Here is a 23,943-nt window from a genome sequence, read left to right as displayed (position 1 = left end):
AGTAGGTACTAGAAAGCCTGATGCAAGCCGGCCAGAAGGCAACCGAGCAATTCGACGACGCACTCGTTGCTGCCATGGGTCTCGAGGGCAAACCTGCGAAAGGTGGGGGAATGCCCCCTTTCGCCGTCGCGGCGAACTTGCAGCAACAATACTGGTCGCCGATCGTGGATTTTTGGCGCGGTTTTTTGGGCGATAGATCCGCGCCGGGGGCGGATTCATCCACACGAGCCTCCCGAGGCGACCGGCGATTCAAGGACGAGGCCTGGGGGTATTCGTCTTACTATGACCTGCTTAAGCGAGTTTATTTATCGAATTCGAAGCAATTGTCGGATCTTGTCGACCAGGCGCAAGTCGACGACACGTCCAAGCTTCAGCTGCGCTTCTATGCACGACAATTCATCGATGCGATGAGCCCGTCGAACTTTCCCGCGACCAATCCCGAGGTTATCCGGACTGCCATCCGTACGCGGTCCGCGAGCCTGACGTCCGGCATGCAGAATCTGATCGCGGATATCCAGAAAGGACGCATCACCCGGGTGGATGAAACGGCTTTCGAAATTGGTCGCAATCTTGCGGTGACGCCCGGCGCGGTGGTTTTCGAGAATGAACTGATTCAACTCATTCAATACACGCCGCAGACGACTGATGTGGAAAAAGCTCCGCTGTTGATCGTTCCGCCCTGCATCAACAAGTACTATTTGCTCGACCTCGGCGCGGGAAACTCGTTCGTCGAATATGCCGTTACCCAGGGGCAGCAGGTATTCCTGATTTCCTGGCGTAGCGCCGTTACCGAGACTCAAAATCTCACGTGGGACGACTACCTGACACTCGGGCCGTTGAAAGCCATCGACGTTGTGCGCGACATCGCAAATGTCGAAAAGGTTCATACTCTGGGCTTTTGCGTTGGTGGCACCATCTTGAGCTGTGCTGCCGGCGTGCTTGCGGCACGCGGAGAAGATAAACTAGCGACCATGACGCTTTTAACTACAATGATCGATTTCGCCGATACCGGCGAAATCGGTCTACTTATCGACCAGCATTCGGTGGCGATGCGCGAGGCAACGATCGGAATGGGCGGCATTCTGCCGGGAAAGGAACTGGCATTCACCTTTGGAACGCTACGCGCGAACGACCTAATTTGGCGCTACGTAGTCGATAGCTATATGAAGGGTGTGCCGCCGGAGGCGTTCGACCTTCTGTATTGGGATTCCGACAGCGTCAGCCTGCCAGGTCCGATGTATTGCTGGTACACGCGCAACACCTACCTTGAAAACAAGATCAAGCAACCCGGCGCGACGGAGCAATGCGGCGTGCCTATCGATCTCTCCAAGGTCAAGATACCGCTCTATCTGCTGGCCTCGCGTGAGGACCACATCGTGCCTTGGCAGAGCGCTTACCGATCGAAGGAGCTTATTGGAACGGATCCTCGCTTTGTGCTTGCAGCGAGTGGTCACGTGGCGGGTGTGATCAACCCGCCAGCGCGCAAGAAGCGCAACTATTGGGTCCACGAAAGCCTGGATGGCAATGCCGCAGGGTGGCTGGAAAGGGCCGAGGAGAAGCCGGGAAGCTGGTGGCCCGATTGGGACGCTTGGATGAAGCGCTACTCCACCGGAACCACCGGAGCCCCATCACAACCCGGAAATGCTCGGTATCACGTCGTCGAAAGTGCGCCCGGGCGATACGTCAAGCAACGGTCGAACTGACGGGCGTTTTGTACGGGTTAACCCGAGGGTGCAAGATACCGGGGCCATCTCTTGCCAATTTGCCGTCTATAAAAAAGGCCAACCCATCCGGCGCGGTGGCGGCCTACGGCACGCGAGCATACTGGCGGCTCTCGACGAGACCTGCGAGAAGATGCCCGAGCCGGGCACGCGCGCTGCCGACTTCATCGGGCTCCCGGGAATGGGTAGGTTACGGCAAGTGCCATTTCCGTCAGACCCGAATCCGGCGCCCGAAGCGCTCACCACGGCCTCTTGCCCCGGGGCGGAGACCTCGGGTAAGGGCGACCGGCTTCCATTGAAGGCCGAGCCCGAGACCGCAACGAACCGCCCCCCCCCGTCCAATTGGCTGTCACGTCTCCGAGCGGACGACGGACGGCGCCGCTCAAGATCATTTCTCGACATTGGCATGATCCCGCCGACACCAAATACAAACTGATGAAGCGAAAAGCGGGGGCCGGAGACCGGAAACGCCTCAACAGGCCGGCGAGAAAGAAAGCCTCCAGCTAGACCGGGTTGGACACCTTCTCCCAGTCAATCACTCTAAAATCGCGCTGCGCTACATAAATGAATGAAAAACGATGCAGAAACTGGCCGGCGCAAAGGAACGACCCGGCGTGGGCGGCAGGCCGGGGTCGCCATTCTGACTCCCGGCGGGCTTGGGGGACCTGACGCCGGGACCTAACCAAACTACGCCCGATATCGCCAGGCGTTCCTGTAACCAAACCTTCGCAGTAGTCCGCGAGGACAGTCGCTTTTCCCGGTACCGCGTTCTTAGGCCGTTCGGCCGGGGCCGTTTCTAACAGCGCGGGTGGTTCCGCGTGAACGAAACATCATTTCCGCCCGTCGAAAACGAGCGCGAAAACCAAACGAAAGCGACCTTGGCGCGGGGAGCGCCAAGGTCGCCACTAATACTCCCGGCCGGGGAGCAACCTGATCGCGGGAGCCATATGATCACTCCCTGCATCGCCACTTGGGCCTGACAGTCTGCGTCAGCCCACCCGTAGGTTCTCGGCGGAAGTCTTGCCCCGATTTTCTCGCTCTTCGTAACTAACCTTTGCACCCTCATTGAGGCCGCTCAGACCGGCCCTTTCCACCGCCGAGATGTGCACGAATACGTCTTTGCCACCGTTGTCGGGCTGAATGAATCCGTATCCTTTGGTTGGATTAAACCACTTAACAATACCTGTAGCCACGTCGCCTCTCCAGCTCTTAAGTAAGGCTTCCAGCGTAGCGCTAGCGCGGTAAATCGCAAGCGGAACCGGCAGCATAAATCGGCGGGTCCTTTTTCCGGACCACCGCTCGACGAAACCATTTTCGGAGCTCGTGAAGCTTGCCCGAAACAAACCGGGCCTAGTACCCAGTATCAGAGCTGAGTGATACGGCGGCCTTTGAAACGGCGTTGACGGACCTTTTTCTTGGTCCAGACGAAGGGCTCGGCTCTGTCGTTGTATGCGTTGACGTAGGCATCGATGTGCTCCTGAAGCTGCGTGAGGCTTGTGAAGGAGGTGCCGCTGAGCGACTGCCCCTGCAAGATCGAAAACCATACCTCGACCTGATTGAGCCAAGACGCACTTGTCGGCGTGAAATGAAATTGCACGTTGGGGTGGGCCTTGAGCCAATGCTCGTTCTTCTTGTGGGTGTTGAGGTTGTCGAGGATGACGTGAAGCTTCCGGTTCGGAAAAGCCGCGGTGACGCTGTTCATGAAGTCGAGAAACTCGACGCGGCGTCGGCGTTTTGAATGCGCCGCGATGATCTTTCCGGTGGCGACTTCGAGCGCCGCAAACAATGTTGTGGTGCCATGCCGCTTGTAATCGTGGCTCTGGCCGGTCAAGGCGCGGCCATTGGGCAACTTCAGATAACCCTGCGCTCGCTCCAAAGCCTGGATCGAGGGCTTCTCGTCCACGCACAGCACAATGGCCTTCGCGGGCGGGGCGACATAGAGGCCGACAACATCGGCGGCTTTGGCCGTAAAGTTCGGGTCGTTGCTCTCACACCAGGACTTACGAGCCGCGAGGTCAATCTTGTGGCTGCGCAGGAACCGCCAGACATATTGGACGTCAACATCGCCCAGCGCCCCGGCCAGCAGGGGCCCGGTCCAGCGTGCGAACCCGTCCGGCGGCGGCTTGTCCAGCAGCTTCAGAATCCGCTTGTCGGTGGCCTTCGTATAGATTGGCTGCTTGCCCGGTCGCGGCTTGTCTTGCAGCCCTTCAAGGCCTTGGTCGGCATAGCGATGCCGCCAAAGGCTGACAATCCGCGGCTGGACCCCAACTTCCTTGGCGATCGACCGAGTGCTGCGTCCATCCGCCGCCAACAGAACTATCCGCGCCCGCTTCAAATCGCGCTGCAACGTCACCGGGGAGCGGCAACACGCCTCAAGCACCTTGCGATCTTTCCTCGAAAGGTGGACTTCTCTTGCTTCGGGTATCATCCCGACCTTGAATCACGACTCACGCTTTAAGAACAGTAGGTACTAGCATTCCCTCATTGGACCAAGGGGATTCGGTCATGTGGGATTTCATCAACATTCTGTATCGTGACTTTTGCCTGGCACGCCTCCACGAGATGCGCCGAGTGGCGCACTGAAAGGCTTGCGGAATGACAGGCGAGAGGATCGCGACGAAGACGGTGTTAGCCGCGTTGGCCATCGGCATCGCCGTATGGGCAACGATGGGACCGCCGCAACCAACCACAAATTCGCCCGTGCACGTCGCCAGCAGACGATGAACCTCCGGTCTGGCGTAAGCCATGCAGTCTAAGTGAGGCTGGGGATTTCAGCGTCCCGGTTCAGGACGAAAACGCCGCGGGCATGTATTTGTGAGACCGGCGGCGGTCTTTGCGCGATCATGCCACCCCCGTCACAAGCCCCCCGACCTGCTTCCGTCCAGGTCGCATGTCCCGTTGCCGTCGTCCCGCTCGCGGTCATCGGTACCGGACGAGGCCCCTCGCTTTGAGACAGCTCGCGCAAGCGCAACACCAGAGGTCACGGTGGTTAGTAAGATCTTGGCCGATCTTGTCCGTACCCTTAAACTGATTGAGTCCGAGATCGCGGCCGAAGAAAGCGCATGAGTATTTCAGACCGATCCGACTCGAAGTATTCGATGCTGACGAAGTCGCTGATCGAGCGGCGGAACAATCTGAAGATGACCATTGCCGCTCTTGAACGGCGGATCACCGAGCGAGCGCACCATGGGCAAGCTTCAACTGCAGCTTAGCCACCAAGATCAGTGTCGCACCATACGCGACTTCTTGACTATCTGAGTTTCGCATGCGCGAGATGCCTAGGTTCGACCTGCTATGACGAGTCCGATAGCTGCGATTCTGGGGCATCGGCCTTCAGCGTGCCGAAGTAGGCGAACGCTGTAATGGGCATCGCTCAGACGAGCGCAGTCATTGACAGATTATCCCGAGGCGGAACACGAGTAACTTTCGCGCGTTCGTTCTCATCGAAGGAGAGCGGACCATGGCATCGAAAGCTGGCATTTTTCTCGCAGGGGTTGGGACAACATTTTTAATACTCGGCGCAGGATTCGGTAGTGGACTAGTCGTGGCAAATTCGGTTCTTGGGGAGCCGGCCAGCCACCAGGCACGCGTCTCTTCGCCAGCACCGCCAGCATCAGGACGAGTCATCTTGCCGTCTACAGCAGAAGCGGCGCAGCCTCTGCAAGTTGCCACTCAACAGGCGGCCGCCACGTCAGAAACGACTCACTCTTCGCGGCCGCAGATACAACCCGAGCCGATCAAGGACGTCCAAGCGCCGGTTGAGAAACAGGTAGCTAAGGTGGACGTGCGAAAAGCCGAGGTTGAAGATAGGGAACGACGTAAGCGATACGCTGAACGCAAAGCAAAACGGCTAGCTGCAGAGCGCGCTAAGCGTCAACAACAGCAGATAGAGCAGGCCGAACAACTCCAAGCGCCAATTGTCGCATTGGGTGGCGATGCCCCCTCTCGTCCAATAGTCTTCGGGAATGACTAAACGCCGCAAGCGTTTGCGCAGCAGCGACCGATTTGTGGACACCGCGATTAGGCGTTTTCAAGAAGCCAGAGGTTAGTCGTGGAGAGCCGCAAGTTCAATCGAGACGTCGAGGCGACTTCATGCCGCGCTCCATTTCTGCCGGAAGCCCATTTGCTTCTGCGCGCGCCCTTCTGCTCCCGCTGGCCCGGATGACACGCTTCTGCTTTGCAAAGGCCGTGCTTTCGTAGCGCGCAAGGCCGCCAATCCGTTTTGCAAGCGCCGTGTTCGGGGCCAGCAGGAATGCGGCGATCAATTCGTAACGAGCCGTGCGGACGCGGGCGAGCTCTTGCTGGGCGCTCACGATGGCGGCCGGCTCGAACGGCCGCCCTTCTTGCTCCAAGCGATTGAGAATAGCTTGCTTCAACGCGTCCGTCTCCGTGCTCTCATACACCATCGACCGCGACAACCCGTGACGAAGCGCATTCCGGCCCGACCGGGCCTTTCCCTGGTTTGTCTTCGGGCCGGTGCTGCGCTTGGCATTTCTCCGATTGGCTTTGATTTGTCGAACTGACGCCATGCCCTCTTGTCCTACTTTAGCGGTCACCCTCGCCACCTTGCTCCGTTCGTTATCTGCATCAAGCCTTGGCGGGCAAAAGAGCAAGATTGTTGCTGCAGAAAGGACTGGCCTTCCGCGGCAAACGGAGCGTTACTGAGTCGGCCGGGCACAGAAATGGCCCCGTTATCTCACCTCGCATCCCGCGAGGTTTGCGCAGTGCGGCAACCATCGCCGCGCTGTTCATAACGGGAGATACCGGTGAGTGCTATTCAGAGCAGTGGCGTAACAGAGCCACGATTCCAGCTCGTCAAGTTCAACCCTGCTGATCGCCGTCATTTTATCGGCGGCTCGGATGCTCGTATCATCATGGGCAATGATGAGGCGGACCTGATCCGCCTGTGGCGCGAAAAGCGCGGCGAGAGCGAGCCGGAGGACTTGTCCAACAACCTTATCGTCCAGCTCGGCACCGCCACCGAAGAACTCAATCGTAGCTGGTATCAACGCAATAGTGGCCAGACCCTGAAAGACATCCAGAAGCGCGTGCGTCATCCCGTCCATGCATGGATGGCGGCAACGCTCGACGGCATCGTCGAACAAACCGGCGCGGTGTTCGAAGCCAAGTTCATGCTGCCATGGGCTTTTAGTGAGGAAGCAGCAGCGGAAAAGCACATGGCGCAGCTGCAGCACAATATGTGGGTGATCGCGGCTAGGTCGGCGGTGCTCTCGGTGATCACCGGTGGCGGCAAATGGATCGAGATCACCGTGCATGCCGACCCGCTCTACCAGCATCTTCTGCTGACCGCGGAGAAGAAGTTCTGGCGCTGCGTGCAAAGTGGCGAGCCTCCGGCCCTGTTCGGGAGCGAGGCGCCGCGCCCGCGCCTGGCGGCCGTCAAGATCGTCGACATGACCGCCTCCAACCTGTGGGCCGAATGTGCGGCAAGTTACCTCCGCACCCGCATCGCCCATGGCGACCACGAACGGGCGAAGGCCGAGTTGAAAAAGCTTGTGCCGGAGGATGCCAAGGAAGCGTTCGGCTGCGGCATTCGTGCCAAGCGCGCGAAATCCGGCTCCGTCAGCTTTGACCCGCTTGAGATGGAGCGCGTCGATGCATCAGGCCAGTGAACATATCGGCGCGATCGCGGCCGCGCTCGCCAAAGCGCAGGCCGAACTGACCAACCCGGAGAAGACCTTGACCGCTGTGATCCGCTCACCGTTCCTGCGCGATGACGATCGGACCTTCCGCTATGCGTCGCTCGCCGCGGGCCTCGACATCGTGCGTAAGACCTTAAGCCGGCATGAGATCGCGACCATTCAGACCACACGGATCGAGACCACCACGGGCCACATCCACCTCACCACCCTGCTCGCTCATGCCTCCGGGGAATGGATTTCCTCGGACTTGCCGGTCTGCGCCGTCAAAGACGTCGAGGCGCCGCACCGCATGGGCGCGGCGCTCACCTATGCCCGCCGCTATGCCCTCTTTGCCCTGGTCGGAATTGCCGGCGAGGACGATCTTGACGCCCCCGACGCGGTGGCGGGCACGCCGGCCGCGGCGCCGCAAGCACCCGCTGGTGCGAAGGCCACCCCCGCCAAGGGCGTTCTCAACCGCGCGCCGGTGCTCGATCCAACGCAGTCGGCCGAGCTTCGGGAGCGGCTGTTGAGCCAGCTCTCGGTCCTGCCTGCCGGGGAGGATCTACTCACCTGGGCCAAGGCCAGCCTTCCGCTCAAGAACACCCTTTTGGAGCCGGACGCCAAGCTCGTCGAGGCCGTCTATCTGACCAAGCTTCAGGAAGCCGACCGAGCCGGGATGGTCGAACAGGCGCCCATCTTAGAGCAAGCGCCAGAGCAGCTCCCACAGCCTTCCGCAGCCACGGAGGCCGCGGTGCCGGCTTCCCTGACAGATGCGCCCGCGGCGGGATTGGCGTATCCCAAGGAGCTGCCCCGCAGGCGCAGCAAAGCGCACCTCATGTTTGTCCGAGAACAACCCTGCCTCGTTTGCCGGCAATCCCCCACTGACGCCCACCATTTGAAGTTCGCCCAACCCAGGGCTCTCGGCCGCAAGGTCAGCGACGAGTTCACCGTCCCATTGTGCCGCGTCCATCACCAGGAGCTGCATCGACAGGGCAATGAAAGGGCCTGGTGGGCGAACCTGAAAATCGAGCCATTGCGGGTGGCGCATGACTTGTGGGCGACGAGTTCGATCCACAGTCCACCCACCGCCGCCGTCGTCGGCGCGGCCGCCCCCTCGCGCCTGGGGTCGGAGGCTTCGCTACGATGAACGGGCCATTCCAAACCGCACGTGAGTTGAACGCAACAACGCCAACGCTGCCGGTCGAGTTTGAGGTGTTGGCACCGCCTCCCCTGCTGCTCCCCGGTGAACGGCTTGACCATTACCACGCGCTACGCCAGGCAGTCTTCGCCGATTTGGCGCCGCGGTCTGCCATCGAATGGCTGCTCGCGATCGACGTCGCCGAACTCTCCTGGGAAATCCAACGCTACCGCCTGCTGCGTCATCGGGTGCTTGCGATCTACCGGCAAAAGGCGATTGAGGCCGCCTTACGCAGCATCGACATGGCCGGGATCGCGCCTGAGTTCGAAGATGAGGCCGAGTATTACACAAGGCAAAACGCGCTGAGTTGGCGGCTCGATCCTGTTGCCACCACCGAAATCGAGGCGCGCCTGGCGTCGTACGGTTTCGATCAGCATTCCATCAACACCGACGTCTACGTCCAGGCACGCGAGGTCTTCGTTTTGTTTGAAAACCTGCTCAATGCGGCGCAGGCCAGACGACTTATGGTAATCAGGGAGATTAAGAAGCATCGCCTTCTGGCCTAGCACACTGGGCCCCACAACGAGGGCGGTGATAAACGCTGATCTTTTGCGCTCACGGTCCGTCGCTCCTGCACATGAACTCCTCTGTTGAAAGGAGCCGCACCATCAATCTCCGCTTGACCGAGAAGCTGACGAGGAAACAGGCCGAACACTTAAAGCAGGCAACGACGGACCTCAAATTGCGCAAGCGCGTTAATCTCGTGGATTTGGGCGCTGGTTCTAAGCCGCCGCGCGAGCGCGGACGATATTGCGCATTGCTCTGATCACAATATCATTGTGTAATCAGCGCCAGGTGTTGAAGTTGTGAAAGCTCGAAGGATAATGCTCCATGTTTTCGACAGCCGATCATGGTGCAGGCCTCAGAGCTGGCTCCGCAAATTCGGACAGTAGCTTGAGTGGATTTTCTGCCTGACAGCGGCGAGGATTCTTGCCGCGAATCAGGAGCGAAGATGACGAAGAAGAGCCGCCGGATGCATTCTCCGGCATTCAAGGCGAAGGTTGCTTTGGCTGCGGTCAAAGGCGAGAAGACGCTGGCGGAGCTGGCGCAACTGTTTGATGTTCATCCGAACCAGATCACGATCTGGAAAAACCAGCTCCTGGAAGGCGCCGCCGGCGTGTTTGGGCATGACAAGGCGTCGGCCGAGACGCCGGTCGATTTGAAGGCGTTACATGCCAAGATCGGCGAGCTGGCGTTGGAAAACGATTTTTTGTCCGGCGCGCTCACCAAGGCGGGCCTGCTGAGCGCAAAGCGATGATCGACCGCGGTCATGATCTTTCTATCGTGCGCCAGGCGAAGGTCCTGAAGCTGGCTCGCAGCACGGTCTACTATGAACCTCGGCCAGTTTCGGCCGAGGACCTTGCCTTGATGCGTCGGCTCGATGAGCTGCATCTCGATTATCCCTTCGCGGGAGCGCGTATGCAGCGATCGTTGCTGCGGCGGGAGGGCGTATACGCCGGTCGCCGCCACATCGCGACGCTGATGAAGCGCATGGGGATCGAGGCGGTCTATCGTCGCCCGAACACGAGTAAGCCGGCACCGGGTCACAAGATCTACCCGTACCTGTTGCGCGGATTGAAGATCGAGCGGCCCGACCAGGCGTGGGCAATGGACATCACCTACATTCCGATGCGGCGTGGCTTCGTCTATCTCGCGGCGGTCGTCGATGTGTTCAGCCGACGGGTCCTGGCCCATCGCGTCTCGATCACAATGGAGGCGGCCTTCTGCGTCGAAGCGGTCCAGGAGGCGTTGGCGAAGCACGGCAGGCCCGAGATTTTCAACACGGACCAGGGCAGCCAGTTCACCAGCCTCGAGTTCACCGATGTGCTGCTGGACGCGAAGATCGCCATCAGCATGGACGGCAAGGGCGCCTGGCGCGACAACGTGTTTGTCGAGCGGCTCTGGCGCACGGTCAAATACGAAGAAGTTTATCTCCGCGCCTACGACAGCGTGTCCGAGGCGCGAGCGTCAATTGCCAAGTATCTGGCCTTCTACAATCAGGGACGCCCTCACTCGAGCCTTGACGGGCGCACGCCCGACGAGGCTTACTTCGGCACGCAAGCTATGGTGATGGCCGCATGACCGTCGCCGACGATTTTGTCGTCGCTCTGGTCGGGCTACGCCCTCCCGACGCAACGACAAAATCGAAAGGCCCCGCGTTCAGCATAACCCGGCAGGAATCCACTTAAATCCCGCGGGGCGCTGTCCAAACAACCGGCGCCAGCTCTCTCCGCGCCGCTCCAATCGAACTCGCGGGCGACTGGGGTCGCATGATCCCGCATGCGGCTCTGCAAGTTGTTGAGCGGATGCGTGCTGCTTGCCTTGACGGTTTCCGCCTTATTTCAAACGACCAACCCGACCGCCTGCGCGTTGAGGAGCGCACCAGCGGCCCTCCCGCGGTCTGGCTTCACAATGACAGAACCGACCTTGCCTGGATTGTCGTCGACATTGGGGAACGGGATTGGTCGAGGCTCGCCTATCAGTTTGGTCACGAGTTAGGACACGTTACATCCAACTCATGGCGGCCGGATGCCAAGCCCGCAGCACCCAGCCAATGGTTGGAGGAGGCCTTGGTAGACGCCTTTACGCTGCGAGGCCTCGCCCTGTTGGCGGACAACTGGTCGCGCGATCCTCCGTTTAGGGATGACAGCGGTTTTGGCGCCGCCGTTGCGGTCTATCGACAAAATGCCGTCGAGCGTTACGGAAAGTTGGCAACTGAACAAGGTAATTCAAAGAATCCCAACGCCTGGTTCAGGCAGCATCGTGCCGCGTTGGAGGCGGACCCGTGCCTCAACGCGTTTGCACAGGCGGCATCTCTCTTTATCCTCGAAGAATACGAGCGCAACCCGGCCACCATGGAAGCGCTTGGCGCGCTAAACCGATGGGATGGCCGCAGCGCTATCCCACTTGAACAATATCTGGAGGCTTGGAAGGACAGCTGCAAAAAACTGCAGGCTTCGCCAGCTTTGCCCGATCGGCTTCAAGAGCTTCTAAGCTGACCTGGACCAACGCGTGGAGCGAAGTCGCCCTAGTTGTCCGGTATTGCGGCATCTGCACCACGCTCTCAACGTTCTCGCTTGATGCTCCGTAGAAATACCGGCGCGAGCAAGCGACTGCGCGCCCACGACAAGCAGTAGCCCGGCGCAAATCCCGGTCGCCAGGGATGCAATGCGCCCAGCGACCGCGGAATCAGTCGCGCGTGCTCTGGCATCGCAAATCTGCTCATTTCCTCCGCTGCTGGCTGTGTTACGCCGAAATGCTGGTGCAGGCCAAGGAAGCTCTAGACGCGGCAACCGCATATTGCGAGTATCAAACTTTCATTTTGAGTTGGATGCTAAAAATGGAACCCATTACATATCGCGGACTGCAAAACGCTGCAGACCAAAACACGCCGCATCTTGGCGGGAGCATCAAGGCTGGCGATCCCTTCACCTACTGTCCCTTGGTATGGGACTACGTCATTTCCAGATTTTGTATTCAATCGGTATTGGACCTTGGCAGCGGATGTGGAAACGCTGCTCATTACTTTCACAAAGCCGGTCTCATGGTGTTGGCGACCGATGGATTTCCAGAGAGCGTTGAAAAATCAACTTACCCGGCGTTCCAGCAGGATATTACCCAAGCCCCGATTGTCACTCGAACAGACTTGGTTCATTGCCAAGAGGTCGTCGAGCACATTGACGAAAAATACCTGGAGAACGTCCTTCTCAGTCTCACGTGCGGCAAATACATCCTGATGACTCATGCCGTTCCTGGGCAAATCGGATATCACCACGTCAACTTGCAGACATCGGAATACTGGATTGACCATCTGCATCGAAAAGGGTGCGAGTACCTTGAAGCTGACACACGTCGCATCAGGAATCTCGCTGAGAAGGACGGAGCTGCTTACATGCAGCAAAGCGGGTTGATGTTCGTCAATTCCGGCCGGCTCTAATCACATGACCTCACCGGCCTCGAATACGGTATCGTGCAAAAGCACTGAGGATGCGTAAGCTTCCGAGTTGCAGCGCGCTGTGTTCACTAAAAGCGCAAGATCTCGGCTGTTTGCGGTGCCTTCCGACTCCCGACTTAGAGTCGGCATGGCTCGAAAGCGCGACGGTCTATCATCTGGCCGAAGGAAGCATAGGGTCGACGCGGCGGCCCAGGACGGACGGCCTGCCCGTTCGTGAGATTATCTTGACGAAGCCCTTTCCAGGTCCGCCAGTTCTGCGTCTGCATCGACAATGCCTTGGGCGGCAGCCATCTCCAACCAATGACTCGCTTGCTTGAGGTCGCTATGTCCCGCCGCACCGCTTCGCAGATAGCGCCCAAGCATGAGTTGAGCTTGACCATGACCGCGTTCTGCGGCTGCATGAAACCAATGCTCGGCTTTGGCTCGATCAACGGCAATGGCATGGCCGCCGCTATACATCGCACCTAAGGCAAACATTGCCCCGGCGTGTCCATTGGCCGCCGCCTGTTCGCATAACTTAAGCGCGGCAGGAGCGTCCTGCGGGCCCCCGCGACCGTTCACGAGCATCTCGGCCAGGGCAACCTGCGCATCGGTGATCCCTCCCTGCGCCGCACGCGCGAACCAATCGCGCGCTGCTCTCGGATCGGCCGGCACACCACGCCCATCGGCAACAAGACGACCGATCATAAATTGCGCCTCTGGGACCCCTTCAGCCGCACGCCTCAGCCAGACCGCTGCTTGTTGTTCGTTGCGAACAACACCTATGCCCTGGAGAAGGCAAACGCCAAGATTGAACGCGGCGACAAGATTGCCGCGTTGCGCCGTCTGCATGAACCAATCCGCGACCGGCGGACATTCCTCTCCACTGGCCGCTCGTTCCAGCAAGTCATTTCCGACGTCGACCTGAGCATCCAAATTTCCGGCCTCGGCAGCGATGCGCAACCAGCGGGCCGCTTCATGGCTGTCTCGAGGTACTCCGGCTCCGGTCATGTAGAACGAACTCAACGACCGAGCCGCCGCCGCGTTTCCACCCTCTGCCGCACGACGATACCAGTTTGCCGCTTCCACATAATTCGGCGGCAATGCTCCACCCTTGGCATAAAGGTTGCCAACCAGTTCCGCGGCACGAGCGTCACCCGCCAAGGCAGCACGACGAAGCCAAGTCTCGCCCAACACCAGATCCCTGGCAACGACGGTACCTTCAATCAGCAGCGTCCCCCATTTAATCTGCGCACCGCGGTGTCCCAGCTCAGCAGCTTTGCGGTAGAGTTCAGCGGTTGCAGTTGGATCGTGTTTGCCGCTGATCCCTCCTTCCGTGAGCACACCCAGCATAAAGACGGCCGTCGGAATTTCAGCGGCCGCCGCTGCTTGCATGTGTTCGACGACCTCGTCCCTGTGAGCGGCCCGGTTCGGGTCTCCAGCGAGCGACAGCGCATATCCCAAGTGTCCTTGGGCGCAGCCTGCGGCGGCGGAGCGGCGATACCATTCTCTCGCCTGTATCTGGTCTCTGAGCGGTGACGGACCATAGGTTAGAACGTAAGCGAGCAGAGCCTGTCCGTCGGGAGACCCGGCGTCAGCCGCCATGCGAGCCCATCTCAGGGCAGCGTCGAAATCTGGCTTTGCCGTGCTGTCCTGCGAAAATAGTCGCGCTGCGGCGCCGCTGCGGTCCTCTCGCGCCTGCGAGCCGAGCCCCTGGAGCAAGAGCGATGCCAGCATAGACTGCGCCTCGGCGTTGCCGTTCAACGCCGCGCGTTCCAACCAGCGCGCGCCCTCCGTCCGACTAAACGGTACGCCGGCGCCCTGAAGGTAAAGCCTTCCGATGTGATACGCAGCTTCCGCGCTGCCGGCTTCGGCCATTCGGGCCAGCTGCGGCAGCGCTTCAGCAAACCGCTCTTTCTCGATAAGAGCGATCGCCCGGCGCAGCCCCGTTTCGGGCGACGCCTTTCCGATCAAGCGATCAAAGAGCATTTCCCGAATCCATCCGACAGCAGAGCCAAATCGCTCACGGCTCGCGCAACGCCTCCTGCGTCACCGGAAGCATCAGGCCGAGTAGGTACGTTAGCACGGTCCGCTGACCAACCTTAATATCGGCGGTTACGGGCATACCTGGCGTGAGTTGGAAACCGGCCGGCACGCCGTGCAGGGCCACGCGATCAATACTGATCCGAGTGCGGTAAAACGGCTCCAGGTTCGTCGTCGGAATGGCACTGGTAGGATTGCGTGCCTCAACCTGAGCATTGAAGCTATCCGGGCTCACGATACGTACGACTCCCTCGGCCATCCCGTATTGAGAGAATGGAAACGTGTCGAACTTGACGGACACGGGATCCTTGACATGCACGAAGCCGTTATCCTTGCCCGCAATGTTGGCCTCGACCTCAAGTGGCGCGTCCGCTGGCACGAGCGTAATGAATTGCTGCCCCGACTGCATGACGGAACCCACCGAAACCTTTGCGACGGATTGCACGATCGCATCAAGCCCGGCGCGGATCTCGACCAACTTGCGTCGCAGGTTAGCCTTGGTCAGCAGCTCCCGTGTGTCGGCTGCCTTGACACTGATCTCCTGCAACTTTTGCGAAGCTTCCGCCTTCCAGCCGCGGACGTAGGCGTCGCGGTCCGAAGCAAGCGCCGATTGATCGCGCTTCGCCCCCTCGCCGGTCGCGACCGCGTTGGACAGCGACCGCTGCATTTCAACGCGTGTATCCTTGGCGATCAGCGAGTTCAGCCGGCTTCCGGTTTGGGTAGCCTCCAGTTGCCTGCGCATATCCTCGATGCTCTGTGCCACACCGAGGCGCTCGCGATAGCCCACAGCATCGGATTCCGATCTCGCTATCACGGAATTCAGTTCCTGCAGTCGGTGCTCATAGTTTTCGATCTTGGAGTCGAACTGCGCTTTGCGATGACTAAAAATGGAAGCCTGCAAGACCCAGTTTGGATCACTGCCGGAGTATGTGAAGGGCTGGCCATCCGCCTCGGCATGCAGACGCGCGAGTTCGGGCTCAAGGCTGTTCAATTGCCCATCGAGGGCCACTCGATCTGCTTCGGCGAAGGTCGGATCGAGACGCGCCAGCACATCGCCCGCCCGCACATGCTGGCCCTCGCTCACGTCGATCGAACGCACGATTGCGGTTTCCAGCGGCTGTACGAGGATGGTGGAAGATTGCGAGACCACCAGGCCGCGCGCAGTGATGACCTGATCGACGGGCAATACCCCCGCAACCAGAACCAAGGCGGCGACCATGCTGGAGACGATCCAAATCGTGCCACGGGCCGCGCGCGGTACAGGAGCATTGATGATGGCCGTTGACGGTTGCTGGAACTCAAGGATGACCGGCAACGTCGGATCGCTCTTCCTCGACTTGAACGGTAGTGGCAGCAAATTGGCCTGGACTTCGCTCATGGTTCGTTCGCTCCGCCCGAGACCAGCTTCGGAGTAACGGACTGGCGCGTCGGTTCGCTATGGCGGTTTTGCTGGTTCCAAAGCTGTCGATAGATCGCGCAACGCTCGACCAAAACATTGTGCGCACCGCAATCGACGATCTTGCCCTGATCGAGTACCAGAATCTGATCGCAGCCAACCAACGACGACAGCCGGTGCGAAACGATGATCATCGTCCGTCCGCTCGCGATCCGTTCGAGGTTTCCTGTCACGACAGCTTCGCTTTCGGGATCGAGCGCACTGGTCGCTTCGTCCAGTACCAGGATGCGCGGATCCGTGATGAGCGCTCGTGCGATCGCCAGCCGTTGCCGTTGTCCGCCAGACAGGTTGGGAGATCCTTCTTCGATGTAAGTCTCGAAGCCATTGGGCATCCGCTCGATGAATTCCTCAGCGCCAGCTAGCCTTGCCGCATAGACAGCATCCGACAACGTCAGGCCCGGTCGACCGGAGATGATGTTATCTCTAATGGAGCCACGAAACAGGAAGTTCTCCTGCAAGACGACGCCGAGGCTTTGCCGAAGGTGACGCAGATCAACATCGCGTAGGTCGGCGCCATCGATCTTCACAAATCCCTTATAGTCACGATTGATTCCCTGCAGTAGGCGCGTAACCGTCGACTTGCCCGACCCGCTGCGACCGACGATCCCCAACGTCGAACCGGCCGGAACCGAGAAGCTGATCCGGTCGAGCGCTGGGACAGTCGTATTGAGGTACGTGAAGCTGACGTCCTGGAAAGCTATTTCGCCTGCGAACTTCGGTCTCAAGCCCGCCGCTCGCGCGCTGCTCTCAGCTGGCCGATTAAGTACGGAACTTGCCTCACCGATCGCCGCCGCGACCTCCTCATAGTCCTCGATCAATCGCGCCAGCCCAACGAGTGGCTGGGCGACCCGGGCGCTCAGCATCAGGAACGCGAACAATCCGCCCACCATGTAGCCTGACGAGTCGTTCATCGCGAGATACGCACCGAGCATGGTCGTGCCGAGCACCATAAAGCGCTCGATCGGAGTAACCAGAGTCTGCGGCCAGTTGGACAGACGGCCGAATTCCAGCCGCCATTTCCCGGCCTCTGCAATCCGCTCGTCCCAAAGAGCGCGACGTTGTGGCTCGAGAGCCAACGCCTTGACCGTCTTGATGCCCACGATCGTCTCGCCGAGCGTTGCCGACTTCCACGTCTCGGCCGTAGTGACCCGTCCGTACATTTCTCGCATCGGCTTCAGGAATGCGATGATGATCAACAGGATTGCGCCGGCGCAGCCGAGCACAATGCTCGCCAGGATCGGGCTGAGATAGAACAGGAACGGGAGCAGGACGCAAAGCGTCATCAGGTCGAGAAATGTCGTCAGGAGGCGGCCGGTCAGAAATTCGCGAACACGATAGACCTGCGCGATACGGTACATCGTTTCACCCGCAGGATGACGCTCGAAGTAATCGAGCGGCAGGCGAAGCAGGCGATTGAAGACGTGCAGATTGAGTTTTGCGTCGAGTCTGGCGCCAACGACCGCGATGATAAGACGTCGCGCATGGCCCAACAGGGCTTCGTAGACGACTACGACCGCCATGACGGCGGCAAGCATGACCAAGGTGGACGTACTGTGGAATTGCAGCACCTTGTTCACCATCGTCATCACCAGGAGCGGTGGGAAGATGGTCAGGAAGCTGATGGTGAGCGAGGCGATTCCGATGTCCCGTAACAAGCGCCTTTCGTGCAGAACGAGATCAAAGAGCCAGCGCAGGTCAAACGGCGCGTCGGCTGCAACGCGGCTTCGGCTCGCGCGCACCAGGATGGCCTCACCGTTCCACACCTGAGAAAGCCGCAGCTCGTCGACGGGCACGGCTCCGTCTGCGGAGGCGCCTGGATCCCTGAGCACGACGATATTCTGATCGGCGTTCGCACCAACCATGAGCGCGGCGCTACCGTCGGCAAACAGCAAGATGACGGGCCCGGCTTCGCTCATCCCGAGCAAGTGGCGCCAACTCGTTCGGACCGCGCGAGACCATAGGCCCGCATTCTGCGCCCAGGCCGAGAGCGCTGCAGCCGATGGATAGATTTCGGATTCACCGGTTCTCAACTCGGCGACGTCGAGCTCGACGCCGTGATGACGCGCGACCTGGACAACCGCTTGCAATCGCGCCTGGTATTGCGGGCTGCGTTGCGCCTCCAGGCGGTCGATCGAATGCCCCTGCTGCGAAGCTAGATCGCTTGACTTCCGCTCGGGTGAGATGACGTGCCGTTTTGATTGAGCCTTTGCGGCAAACTCAGTGCGGATTTGTTGCACGGAGAGACGTGCGCGGACACCGAGATCAGTCAATAACTCGGAGCCTCCACGGACGACGTCCATGGACGCGCGCAGCGCTTTCGCCGCCGGCCAGGAAGCACCTCGCGATTTGGTCGACCTTTTAGCAACACGCGGATGCACAACATCGGGCGATGTGACCAGCTGCGGTGTGTCGCTTTCCTGCGCAGGGATAATGTGCAGGTCGCCGTGCACACCATGCGACTGAGTTCTGGCCTGTTCCGTTGCGCAGAGGCGGACCTGCCCTTCGACGCGCCACATCGCCTCGTCGAAATCAAACTTCTCATTGTCGATTTCGGCCTGCGACAGATCTTTTCTGGCGGCTAGTCGGCTGTCCAATAAGGTGCGTGCCCGGCTGTAAAGCGCATTGCGCGACGCCTCATCGCTCGCATGAAGGTCGTCAATGGCCTTCTGCAGCAAGCGGACATACTTGTCGGGCCCAGGCTCCCCAAAGGCTCCCCTATGCGGGTCCACGGTCACCCTCCAAAATCGATTACGGAATAAAATTCTTCACTATGTCGCGGCAATCTAGACGAATTCGGCAGGGCGCGACACCGAAATCCCTGCACTTGGTTGATGCGATTACGGCCCTGGTCCCACATCTCACGCGATCGCGAACAGTTGCCGTAGACGGGACGGCAGTTCACCGGTGGAACCAATCGCAACACAGCTTTCCGCCCACAAATCGAGATAGCGCTCGATCGGAACGGACGTCCGCTCCGGCCAGCGATTCAAGGCTCCCAAATCATCGAGACAGGTCGGTTTCCCTGCTTTGACGTCCTCGTAGATCTGGAGGATGCCGACCACCGCTGGTCCCCACGGAACGTCCTTTCCAGATCTGACTTCCAGCTTCGCCCGATTTGTACGGAACCACTCGGACGGTGAAAGATCGTCCGCTTTGAACTTGTCCAGCAGCGCTGAGCCATATTGACGAATGACGCGGGCAAAACCTGCGTCTCCCGCAAATGGCGGCGATTTCTCCCAACTGCCGGCAAGCAGCCGCAGACCGCGAACCGAAAATGTCTCCACCAGCACCTCCTCGAGCCATTGTGTCGGAGGTTGCGGCTTGGCGGAAAACTGCCAGCTGTTGCTCAGGACATGCCCAAGCTCGTGACCGAATTGATAGGCAAGCCTGCACCAATCGGCATAGCCGACGTTCACGATGATCGCCGCCATGTCAGGTTGGTCGCTGTGCAACCAGATTGCCGGCGTGACTTCGTCGCGATTTTCGATACGGATCTTCTTGGGTTGCCGATCCGACAGCAATCGCAAACCTGACAGTTCGACCTCTCGGATCCGGGTGAGCACACGCATCACGGCATCGGTCGGTGCCGCATGCCAATCTCCCGATAATTCGATCGGAGAGCTCAGGAGGCCTTCTGTCGGCGCGATCTCGCGTCCGAGAGGCCTTCCGCTCTCGACGAAAAGAGCCGCCGCGCTGCCCGCGAGAACGAGGAAGCGTCGGCGGTCGATCACGGGAGTGCCAGCCATCAGCTATTCCAGGCCTGGTCAGAGAGGAAGCCAGGGATGCGCGATCCCTGGCTTCCTTGTTCGTCACTTCTTCAGCCGCCGACCTTAATGGTCGTTTTTCGGCAGATTGAGGTTGGGCCGGTTTGATTGATCGAATTGACCCATCGATCCAGCACCTCCTGGACGTGTCTGATCGAAAGCTGAGCCGCCATCTGTGTTGCCGATACGGGACAACAGCATCTGGGCCAAGCCCTTGATCGTCGTGAGATCAGCTTGCAACTGCTGGCCGTTCATCGACCCTCCGGCCATTGCAAGCGCCAGGTCCGCAACTGCAGCCTCCAAACGCAGCAGCACCGGATTCAACGATCCAACGGTCGTGTCGGTGTCGATCTTCGTGGTCAGCGACGACTGATCTTGATGACCACCAGTCGTTCCGGTTGCACCTGCCGAGCCGGTCGAGCCCGTCGCACCGCCAGCACTCGTCGCCCCAGTGGCTCCGGTCGAACCGCTCGCAGCTGCTGCTCCAGTCGCACCAGTTGCTCCAGCCGTGCCGCCCGTTGCCCCCGTCGGGCCGGTGTGACCATGGTGACGGTGACTACCAGTCGGACCCGTCGGACCACGCGGACCAGTCGAGCCCGTTGCTCCGGTCGACCCGCTCGTGCCGGTTGCACCCGTCGAGCCTGTTGCTCCGGTCGAACCGGTCGAACCGGTGGCTCCAGTCGAGCCGGTACCGCCAGCACCAGTTGCTCCGGTGGCACCCGTTGCTCCCGTCGATCCGGTAGCACCTGTTGCACCGGTGGCGCCGGTACGACCGGTGTGACCTCGTGGGCCTGTCGGCCCGGTCGGTCCCCTGGGCCCAGTCGCGCCGGTGGCGCCTGTACGTCCGGTCGCTCCCGTCGATCCGGTTGAGCCGGTCGCACCTGTCGAACCGGTGGCACCCGTGGCTCCGGTTGCGCCAGTAGCTCCCGTTGCACCCGTCGAGCCGGTCGCACCAGTTGCTCCGGTCGAGCCCGTTGCGCCGGTTGCACCAGGATCACCGGTCGCGCCAGTAGCTCCCGTCGAGCCGGTGGCACCCGTGGCTCCGGTCGAGCCCGTTGCTCCGGTCGCACCCGTCGAGCCGGTCGCGCCAGTGGCTCCGGTTGCACCCGTCGAGCCGGTCGCACCTGTGGCTCCCGTCGAGCCCGTTGCTCCGGTCGCACCCGTCGAGCCGGTGGCGCCCGTTGCACCCGTCGAGCCGGTGGCACCCGTGGCTCCGGTCGCGCCGGTAGCTCCCGTCGAGCCGGTCGCGCCAGTGGCTCCGGTTGCACCCGTCGAACCGGTCGCACCCGTGGCTCCGGTTGCGCCAGTAGCTCCCGTTGCACCCGTCGAGCCGGTCGCACCTGTGGCTCCGGTCGCGCCGGTAGCTCCCGTTGCTCCCGTCGAGCCGGTGGCACCCGTGGCTCCGGTCGCGCCAGTAGCTCCGGTTGCTCCCGTCGAGCCGGTCGCACCTGTGGCTCCGGTCGCGCCAGTGGCTCCCGTTGCACCCGTCGAGCCGGTGGCACCCGTGGCTCCCGTCGAGCCCGTTGCTCCGGTCGCCCCCGTCGAACCGGTGGCACCCGTAGCTCCCGTTGCACCCGTCGAGCCGGTGGCTCCCGTTGCTCCCGTCGAGCCGGTTGCACCCGTCGCTCCGGTTGCGCCCGTAGCTCCCGTCGAGCCGGTTGCTCCCGTCGAACCGGTTGCACCTGTGGCTCCGGTCGCGCCAGTGGCTCCCGTTGCACCTGTCGCTCCGGTCGAGCCCGTTGCTCCGGTTGCTCCCGTCGAACCGGTCGCGCCAGTAGCTCCGGTTGCTCCCGTCGAGCCCGTGGCTCCGGTTGCACCCGTCGAACCGGTGGCACCCGTAGCTCCCGTCGAGCCGGTGGCACCCGTGGCTCCGGTCGAGCCCGTAGCTCCCGTTGCTCCCGTCGAGCCGGTCGCACCCGTGGATCCGGTCGAGCCGGTCGCACCCGTGGCTCCGGTCGAGCCCGTAGCTCCCGTTGCACCCGTCGAGCCGGTCGCACCCGTGGCTCCGGTCGAGCCCGTAGCTCCCGTTGCTCCCGTCGAGCCGGTCGCACCCGTGGATCCGGTCGAGCCGGTCGCACCCGTGGCTCCGGTGGAGCCCGTAGCTCCCGTCGAGCCGGTTGCTCCCGTCGAACCGGTTGCACCTGTGGCTCCGGTCGCGCCAGTGGCTCCCGTTGCTCCCGTCGAGCCCGTGGCTCCGGTTGCACCCGTCGAACCGGTGGCACCCGTAGCTCCCGTTGCACCCGTCGAGCCGGTCGCACCCGTGGATCCGGTCGAGCCGGTGGCTCCCGTTGCACCCGTCGAGCCGGTTGCACCTGTCGCTCCGGTCGAGCCCGTTGCTCCGGTTGCTCCCGTCGAGCCGGTCGCACCCGTGGCTCCGGTCGAGCCCGTAGCTCCCGTTGCTCCCGTCGAGCCGGTCGCTCCGGTATCGCCCGTCGCACCCGTGGCGCCGGTCGCACCTGTGGCTCCGGTGTCGCCCGTCGCACCCGTAGCGCCGGTCGCACCTGTGGCGCCGGTATCACCAGTCGCACCTGTGGCTCCGGTCGCACCGGTGTCACCCGTTGCGCCAGTCGAACCCGTGGCTCCGGTTGCGCCGGTGTCGCCCGTCGCTCCCGTGGCGCCAGTCGAACCTGTGGCTCCGGTTGCGCCTGTGTCGCCCGTCGCACCCGTGGCGCCGGTCGGACCTGTGGCGCCGGTATCACCAGTCGCACCTGTGGCTCCGGTCGCACCGGTGTCACCCGTTGCGCCAGTCGAACCCGTGGCTCCGGTTGCGCCGGTGTCGCCCGTCGTACCCGTGGCGCCGGTCGCACCTGTGGCGCCAGTCGCGCCCGGATCGCCGGTCGCACCCGTGGCTCCCGTCGAACCTGTGTCGCCAGTCGCACCTGTGGCGCCAGTTGATCCTGTGGCGCCGGTGTCACCCGTCGTGCCCGTCGCACCCGTGGCTCCGGTAACACCCGTAGCACCAGTCGAACCTGTTGCACCGGTGTCACCCGTCGTACCCGTGGCGCCGGTCGCACCTGTAGCGCCAGTCGCGCCTGGATCGCCGGTCGCACCCGTGGCTCCCGTCGAACCTGTGTCGCCAGTCGCACCTGTGGCTCCGGTGGCCCCCGTCGAACCCGTGTCGCCGATCGCACCTGTGGCACCCGTACCGCCCGTCGTGCCGGTTGCACCCGTGGCGCCCGTGCCGCCCGTCGTGCCGGTTGCACCCGTGGCGCCCGTACCGCCCGTCGTGCCGGTTGCACCTGTAGCCCCTGTACCACCCGTTGCGCCGCTGGCGCCGGTGGCTCCCGTTGCGCCAGTCGCACCGGTCGCACCGGTCGGGCCAGTTGCGCCAGTTGCTCCTAGCGAGGTGGAAACGCTACCCGATGTGAACGTATCACCGTTCGCCGCACCACCGCCCGAGAACACCCCGTTCGTGATGGTCGCGACCGAGATGTAGTTGTTCCCGTTTGAGTTGTAGTATACTCCGTAGGTCCCCGTCGCACTCGGAAGCAGGGCTTCAATGCTGAACGTTTGGACGTTACCAGTCCCGGCGCCAAAGCCCTTAGAAGGCAGTTGAAATGAGGAAACAATCGCAAAGGTGCTGAGATCAACCACGTAAAACGTGTTGATCACGGGCGAACCTGAGTCTCCGATCGTGCCATTGAGAGTCAAAACTGCAGCGAGCAAGCCTTCATAACTTTGCGCGCCAAGCACAGTCATCGGCGCTTCCGCCGAGCGGCCGTTGCTCTTGGAATCGAGCGTCCAACGACCACCGAGCATCTCGGCTCCGATAGAGCTGCTGGCGCCATGAACAACAGCGCCGGTTGCCTCTTCGAGCGCATCTATAAAACGGTCGCCCTCGTCAGAAAGCGCTGTACGACAGCTCCACAGGCGCAAGTCACCGCCTCGCTTGAGCGCTCGGCCGATCGTAGCAAGCTCATTCTCCTCGCCCGCCAGCGTCGCCGCCGACCATTCTCCTGAACTGAAGACCACTCGGCCCGGTGCGCCATGTGCAACAACATGGATCGCGTCCAGTTGCTCAGCGCCACTCAGCGTTTCTGCCATCTGCGATGCGGCGGTCCGTACGCAATCGAGCACGATCGCCCGAACCTCGGGACGCAGATTTTTCAGCAGTGTATCTAGATCGGGGACGAATGGATCGACGAACAGGAGCTCTGAGTGGGCCATGAAATTGGTCCTTTTTTAGCT

Annotated in this window: 17 protein-coding genes and 1 pseudogene; 9 read left to right on the top strand and 9 right to left on the bottom strand. The window is 61.3% G+C overall.

Annotated elements, in window-relative coordinates; all coding sequences use genetic code 11:
• The first annotated feature begins 20 nt into the window (after positions 1–20).
• Positions 21–1,703 (top strand): PHA/PHB synthase family protein, encoded by a 1,683-nt coding sequence (locus HAP54_RS32125; protein ID WP_210297512.1) that lies wholly within the window; start codon positions 21–23, stop codon positions 1,701–1,703.
• 1,007 nt (positions 1,704–2,710) lie between these two features.
• On the opposite strand, the gene HAP54_RS32120 is transcribed toward HAP54_RS32125, so the two are convergent.
• Together HAP54_RS32120 and HAP54_RS32115 are read right to left on the bottom strand one after the other, a co-directional pair.
• Positions 2,711–2,914, bottom strand: a complete 204-nt coding sequence (locus HAP54_RS32120; RefSeq protein WP_166294260.1) for a cold-shock protein — start codon at positions 2,912–2,914, stop codon at positions 2,711–2,713.
• 170 nt (positions 2,915–3,084) lie between these two features.
• Positions 3,085–4,149 carry an IS630 family transposase gene (locus tag HAP54_RS32115; protein WP_166204319.1) on the bottom strand — a complete coding sequence of 355 codons (1,065 nt, stop codon included), beginning with the start codon at positions 4,147–4,149 and terminating at the stop codon, positions 3,085–3,087.
• A gap of 1,032 nt (positions 4,150–5,181) precedes the next feature.
• On the opposite strand from HAP54_RS32115, the gene HAP54_RS32110 reads away from it, so the two are divergent.
• Positions 5,182–5,694: a hypothetical protein gene (locus tag HAP54_RS32110; RefSeq protein ID WP_166294258.1), complete on the top strand. Its 513-nt coding sequence runs from the start codon at positions 5,182–5,184 to the stop codon at positions 5,692–5,694.
• Positions 5,695–5,788: 94 nt separating this feature from the next.
• On the opposite strand, the gene HAP54_RS32105 is transcribed toward HAP54_RS32110, so the two are convergent.
• Entirely contained in the window at positions 5,789–6,250 is a 462-nt protein-coding gene (locus tag HAP54_RS32105; protein ID WP_339156782.1) for a hypothetical protein, read from the bottom strand.
• Positions 6,251–6,496: 246 nt separating this feature from the next.
• On the opposite strand from HAP54_RS32105, the gene HAP54_RS32100 reads away from it, so the two are divergent.
• The 7 genes from HAP54_RS32100 to HAP54_RS32070 all read left to right on the top strand — a co-directional run bounded on the left by HAP54_RS32100 (position 6,497) and on the right by HAP54_RS32070 (position 12,495).
• A complete protein-coding gene (locus tag HAP54_RS32100; RefSeq protein WP_224742025.1) occupies positions 6,497–7,351 on the top strand; it encodes a YqaJ viral recombinase family protein in 855 nt (284 codons plus the stop codon).
• Entirely contained in the window at positions 7,335–8,507 is a 1,173-nt protein-coding gene (locus HAP54_RS32095) for an ERF family protein (protein WP_166294253.1), read from the top strand. The genes HAP54_RS32100 and HAP54_RS32095 overlap by 17 nt, the downstream gene beginning before the upstream one ends.
• Positions 8,504–9,064, top strand: coding sequence for a hypothetical protein (locus HAP54_RS32090; RefSeq protein ID WP_166294251.1), 561 nt, complete (start codon positions 8,504–8,506; stop codon positions 9,062–9,064). The genes HAP54_RS32095 and HAP54_RS32090 overlap by 4 nt, the downstream gene beginning before the upstream one ends.
• A gap of 113 nt (positions 9,065–9,177) precedes the next feature.
• Positions 9,178–9,324, top strand: a complete 147-nt coding sequence (locus HAP54_RS32085; RefSeq protein ID WP_166294249.1) for a hypothetical protein — start codon at positions 9,178–9,180, stop codon at positions 9,322–9,324.
• Positions 9,325–9,510: 186 nt separating this feature from the next.
• Positions 9,511–10,640, top strand: a protein-coding gene (locus HAP54_RS32080) for an IS3-like element ISRj2 family transposase (protein ID WP_166296389.1) whose coding sequence is annotated in 2 segments (ribosomal slippage) — positions 9,511–9,763 and positions 9,763–10,640 — 1,131 coding nt in all. Because the reading frame shifts where the segments join, the coding sequence is not laid out codon by codon here.
• A 188-nt stretch (positions 10,641–10,828) separates the two neighbouring features.
• Positions 10,829–11,557 carry a hypothetical protein gene (locus HAP54_RS32075; RefSeq protein WP_166294247.1) on the top strand — a complete coding sequence of 243 codons (729 nt, stop codon included), beginning with the start codon at positions 10,829–10,831 and terminating at the stop codon, positions 11,555–11,557.
• Between the two features lie 263 nt (positions 11,558–11,820).
• Entirely contained in the window at positions 11,821–12,495 is a 675-nt protein-coding gene (locus HAP54_RS32070; protein ID WP_166294245.1) for a class I SAM-dependent methyltransferase, read from the top strand.
• 237 nt (positions 12,496–12,732) lie between these two features.
• Here HAP54_RS32070 and HAP54_RS32065 read toward each other — a convergent pair whose 3' ends face one another.
• The 6 genes and pseudogenes from HAP54_RS32065 to HAP54_RS32040 form a co-directional block, all read right to left on the bottom strand.
• Positions 12,733–14,481, bottom strand: coding sequence for a tetratricopeptide repeat protein (locus HAP54_RS32065; protein WP_166294243.1), 1,749 nt, complete (start codon positions 14,479–14,481; stop codon positions 12,733–12,735).
• A gap of 34 nt (positions 14,482–14,515) precedes the next feature.
• On the bottom strand, positions 14,516–15,913 hold the full coding sequence (locus HAP54_RS32060; RefSeq protein WP_166294241.1) for an HlyD family type I secretion periplasmic adaptor subunit: 1,398 nt from the start codon (positions 15,911–15,913) through the stop codon (positions 14,516–14,518).
• Positions 15,910–18,666, bottom strand: coding sequence for a peptidase domain-containing ABC transporter (locus HAP54_RS32055; RefSeq protein WP_224741688.1), 2,757 nt, complete (start codon positions 18,664–18,666; stop codon positions 15,910–15,912). Before HAP54_RS32055 ends, HAP54_RS32060 begins: the two co-directional genes overlap by 4 nt.
• A gap of 183 nt (positions 18,667–18,849) precedes the next feature.
• The gene (locus HAP54_RS32050) at positions 18,850–19,737 is read right to left on the bottom strand and encodes a hypothetical protein (protein WP_166294239.1); all 888 of its coding nucleotides are present in this window, start codon (positions 19,735–19,737) and stop codon (positions 18,850–18,852) included.
• An 84-nt stretch (positions 19,738–19,821) separates the two neighbouring features.
• A complete protein-coding gene (locus HAP54_RS32045) occupies positions 19,822–20,079 on the bottom strand; it encodes a hypothetical protein (protein WP_029085644.1) in 258 nt (85 codons plus the stop codon).
• A gap of 3,348 nt (positions 20,080–23,427) precedes the next feature.
• A pseudogene (locus tag HAP54_RS32040) lies at positions 23,428–23,922 on the bottom strand (DUF4347 domain-containing protein); the annotation flags it as partial.
• Positions 23,923–23,943: the final 21 nt, after the last annotated feature.

Source organism: Bradyrhizobium sp. 2S1 (genome assembly GCF_011516625.5).
GTDB classification, from domain to species: domain Bacteria; phylum Pseudomonadota; class Alphaproteobacteria; order Rhizobiales; family Xanthobacteraceae; genus Bradyrhizobium; species Bradyrhizobium septentrionale.
The sequence above is the reverse complement of the archived record's forward strand: the minus strand, read 5'-3'. Positions and strand labels throughout refer to the sequence as shown.

Excerpts from the sequence above, each read along its gene's own strand:
- HAP54_RS32075 (WP_166294247.1), top strand. The coding sequence starts at position 10,829 with ATGATCCCGCATGCGGCTCTGCAAGTTGTTGAGCGGATGCGTGCTGCT.
- HAP54_RS32125 (WP_210297512.1), top strand. The coding sequence starts at position 21 with ATGCAAGCCGGCCAGAAGGCAACCGAGCAATTCGACGACGCACTCGTT.
- HAP54_RS32115 (WP_166204319.1), bottom strand. The coding sequence starts at position 4,149 with ATGATACCCGAAGCAAGAGAAGTCCACCTTTCGAGGAAAGATCGCAAG.
- HAP54_RS32090 (WP_166294251.1), top strand. The coding sequence starts at position 8,504 with ATGAACGGGCCATTCCAAACCGCACGTGAGTTGAACGCAACAACGCCA.
- HAP54_RS32065 (WP_166294243.1), bottom strand. The coding sequence starts at position 14,481 with ATGCTCTTTGATCGCTTGATCGGAAAGGCGTCGCCCGAAACGGGGCTG.
- HAP54_RS32105 (WP_339156782.1), bottom strand. The coding sequence starts at position 6,250 with ATGGCGTCAGTTCGACAAATCAAAGCCAATCGGAGAAATGCCAAGCGC.
- HAP54_RS32060 (WP_166294241.1), bottom strand. The coding sequence starts at position 15,913 with ATGAGCGAAGTCCAGGCCAATTTGCTGCCACTACCGTTCAAGTCGAGG.
- HAP54_RS32050 (WP_166294239.1), bottom strand. The coding sequence starts at position 19,737 with ATGGCTGGCACTCCCGTGATCGACCGCCGACGCTTCCTCGTTCTCGCG.
- HAP54_RS32110 (WP_166294258.1), top strand. The coding sequence starts at position 5,182 with ATGGCATCGAAAGCTGGCATTTTTCTCGCAGGGGTTGGGACAACATTT.
- HAP54_RS32095 (WP_166294253.1), top strand. The coding sequence starts at position 7,335 with ATGCATCAGGCCAGTGAACATATCGGCGCGATCGCGGCCGCGCTCGCC.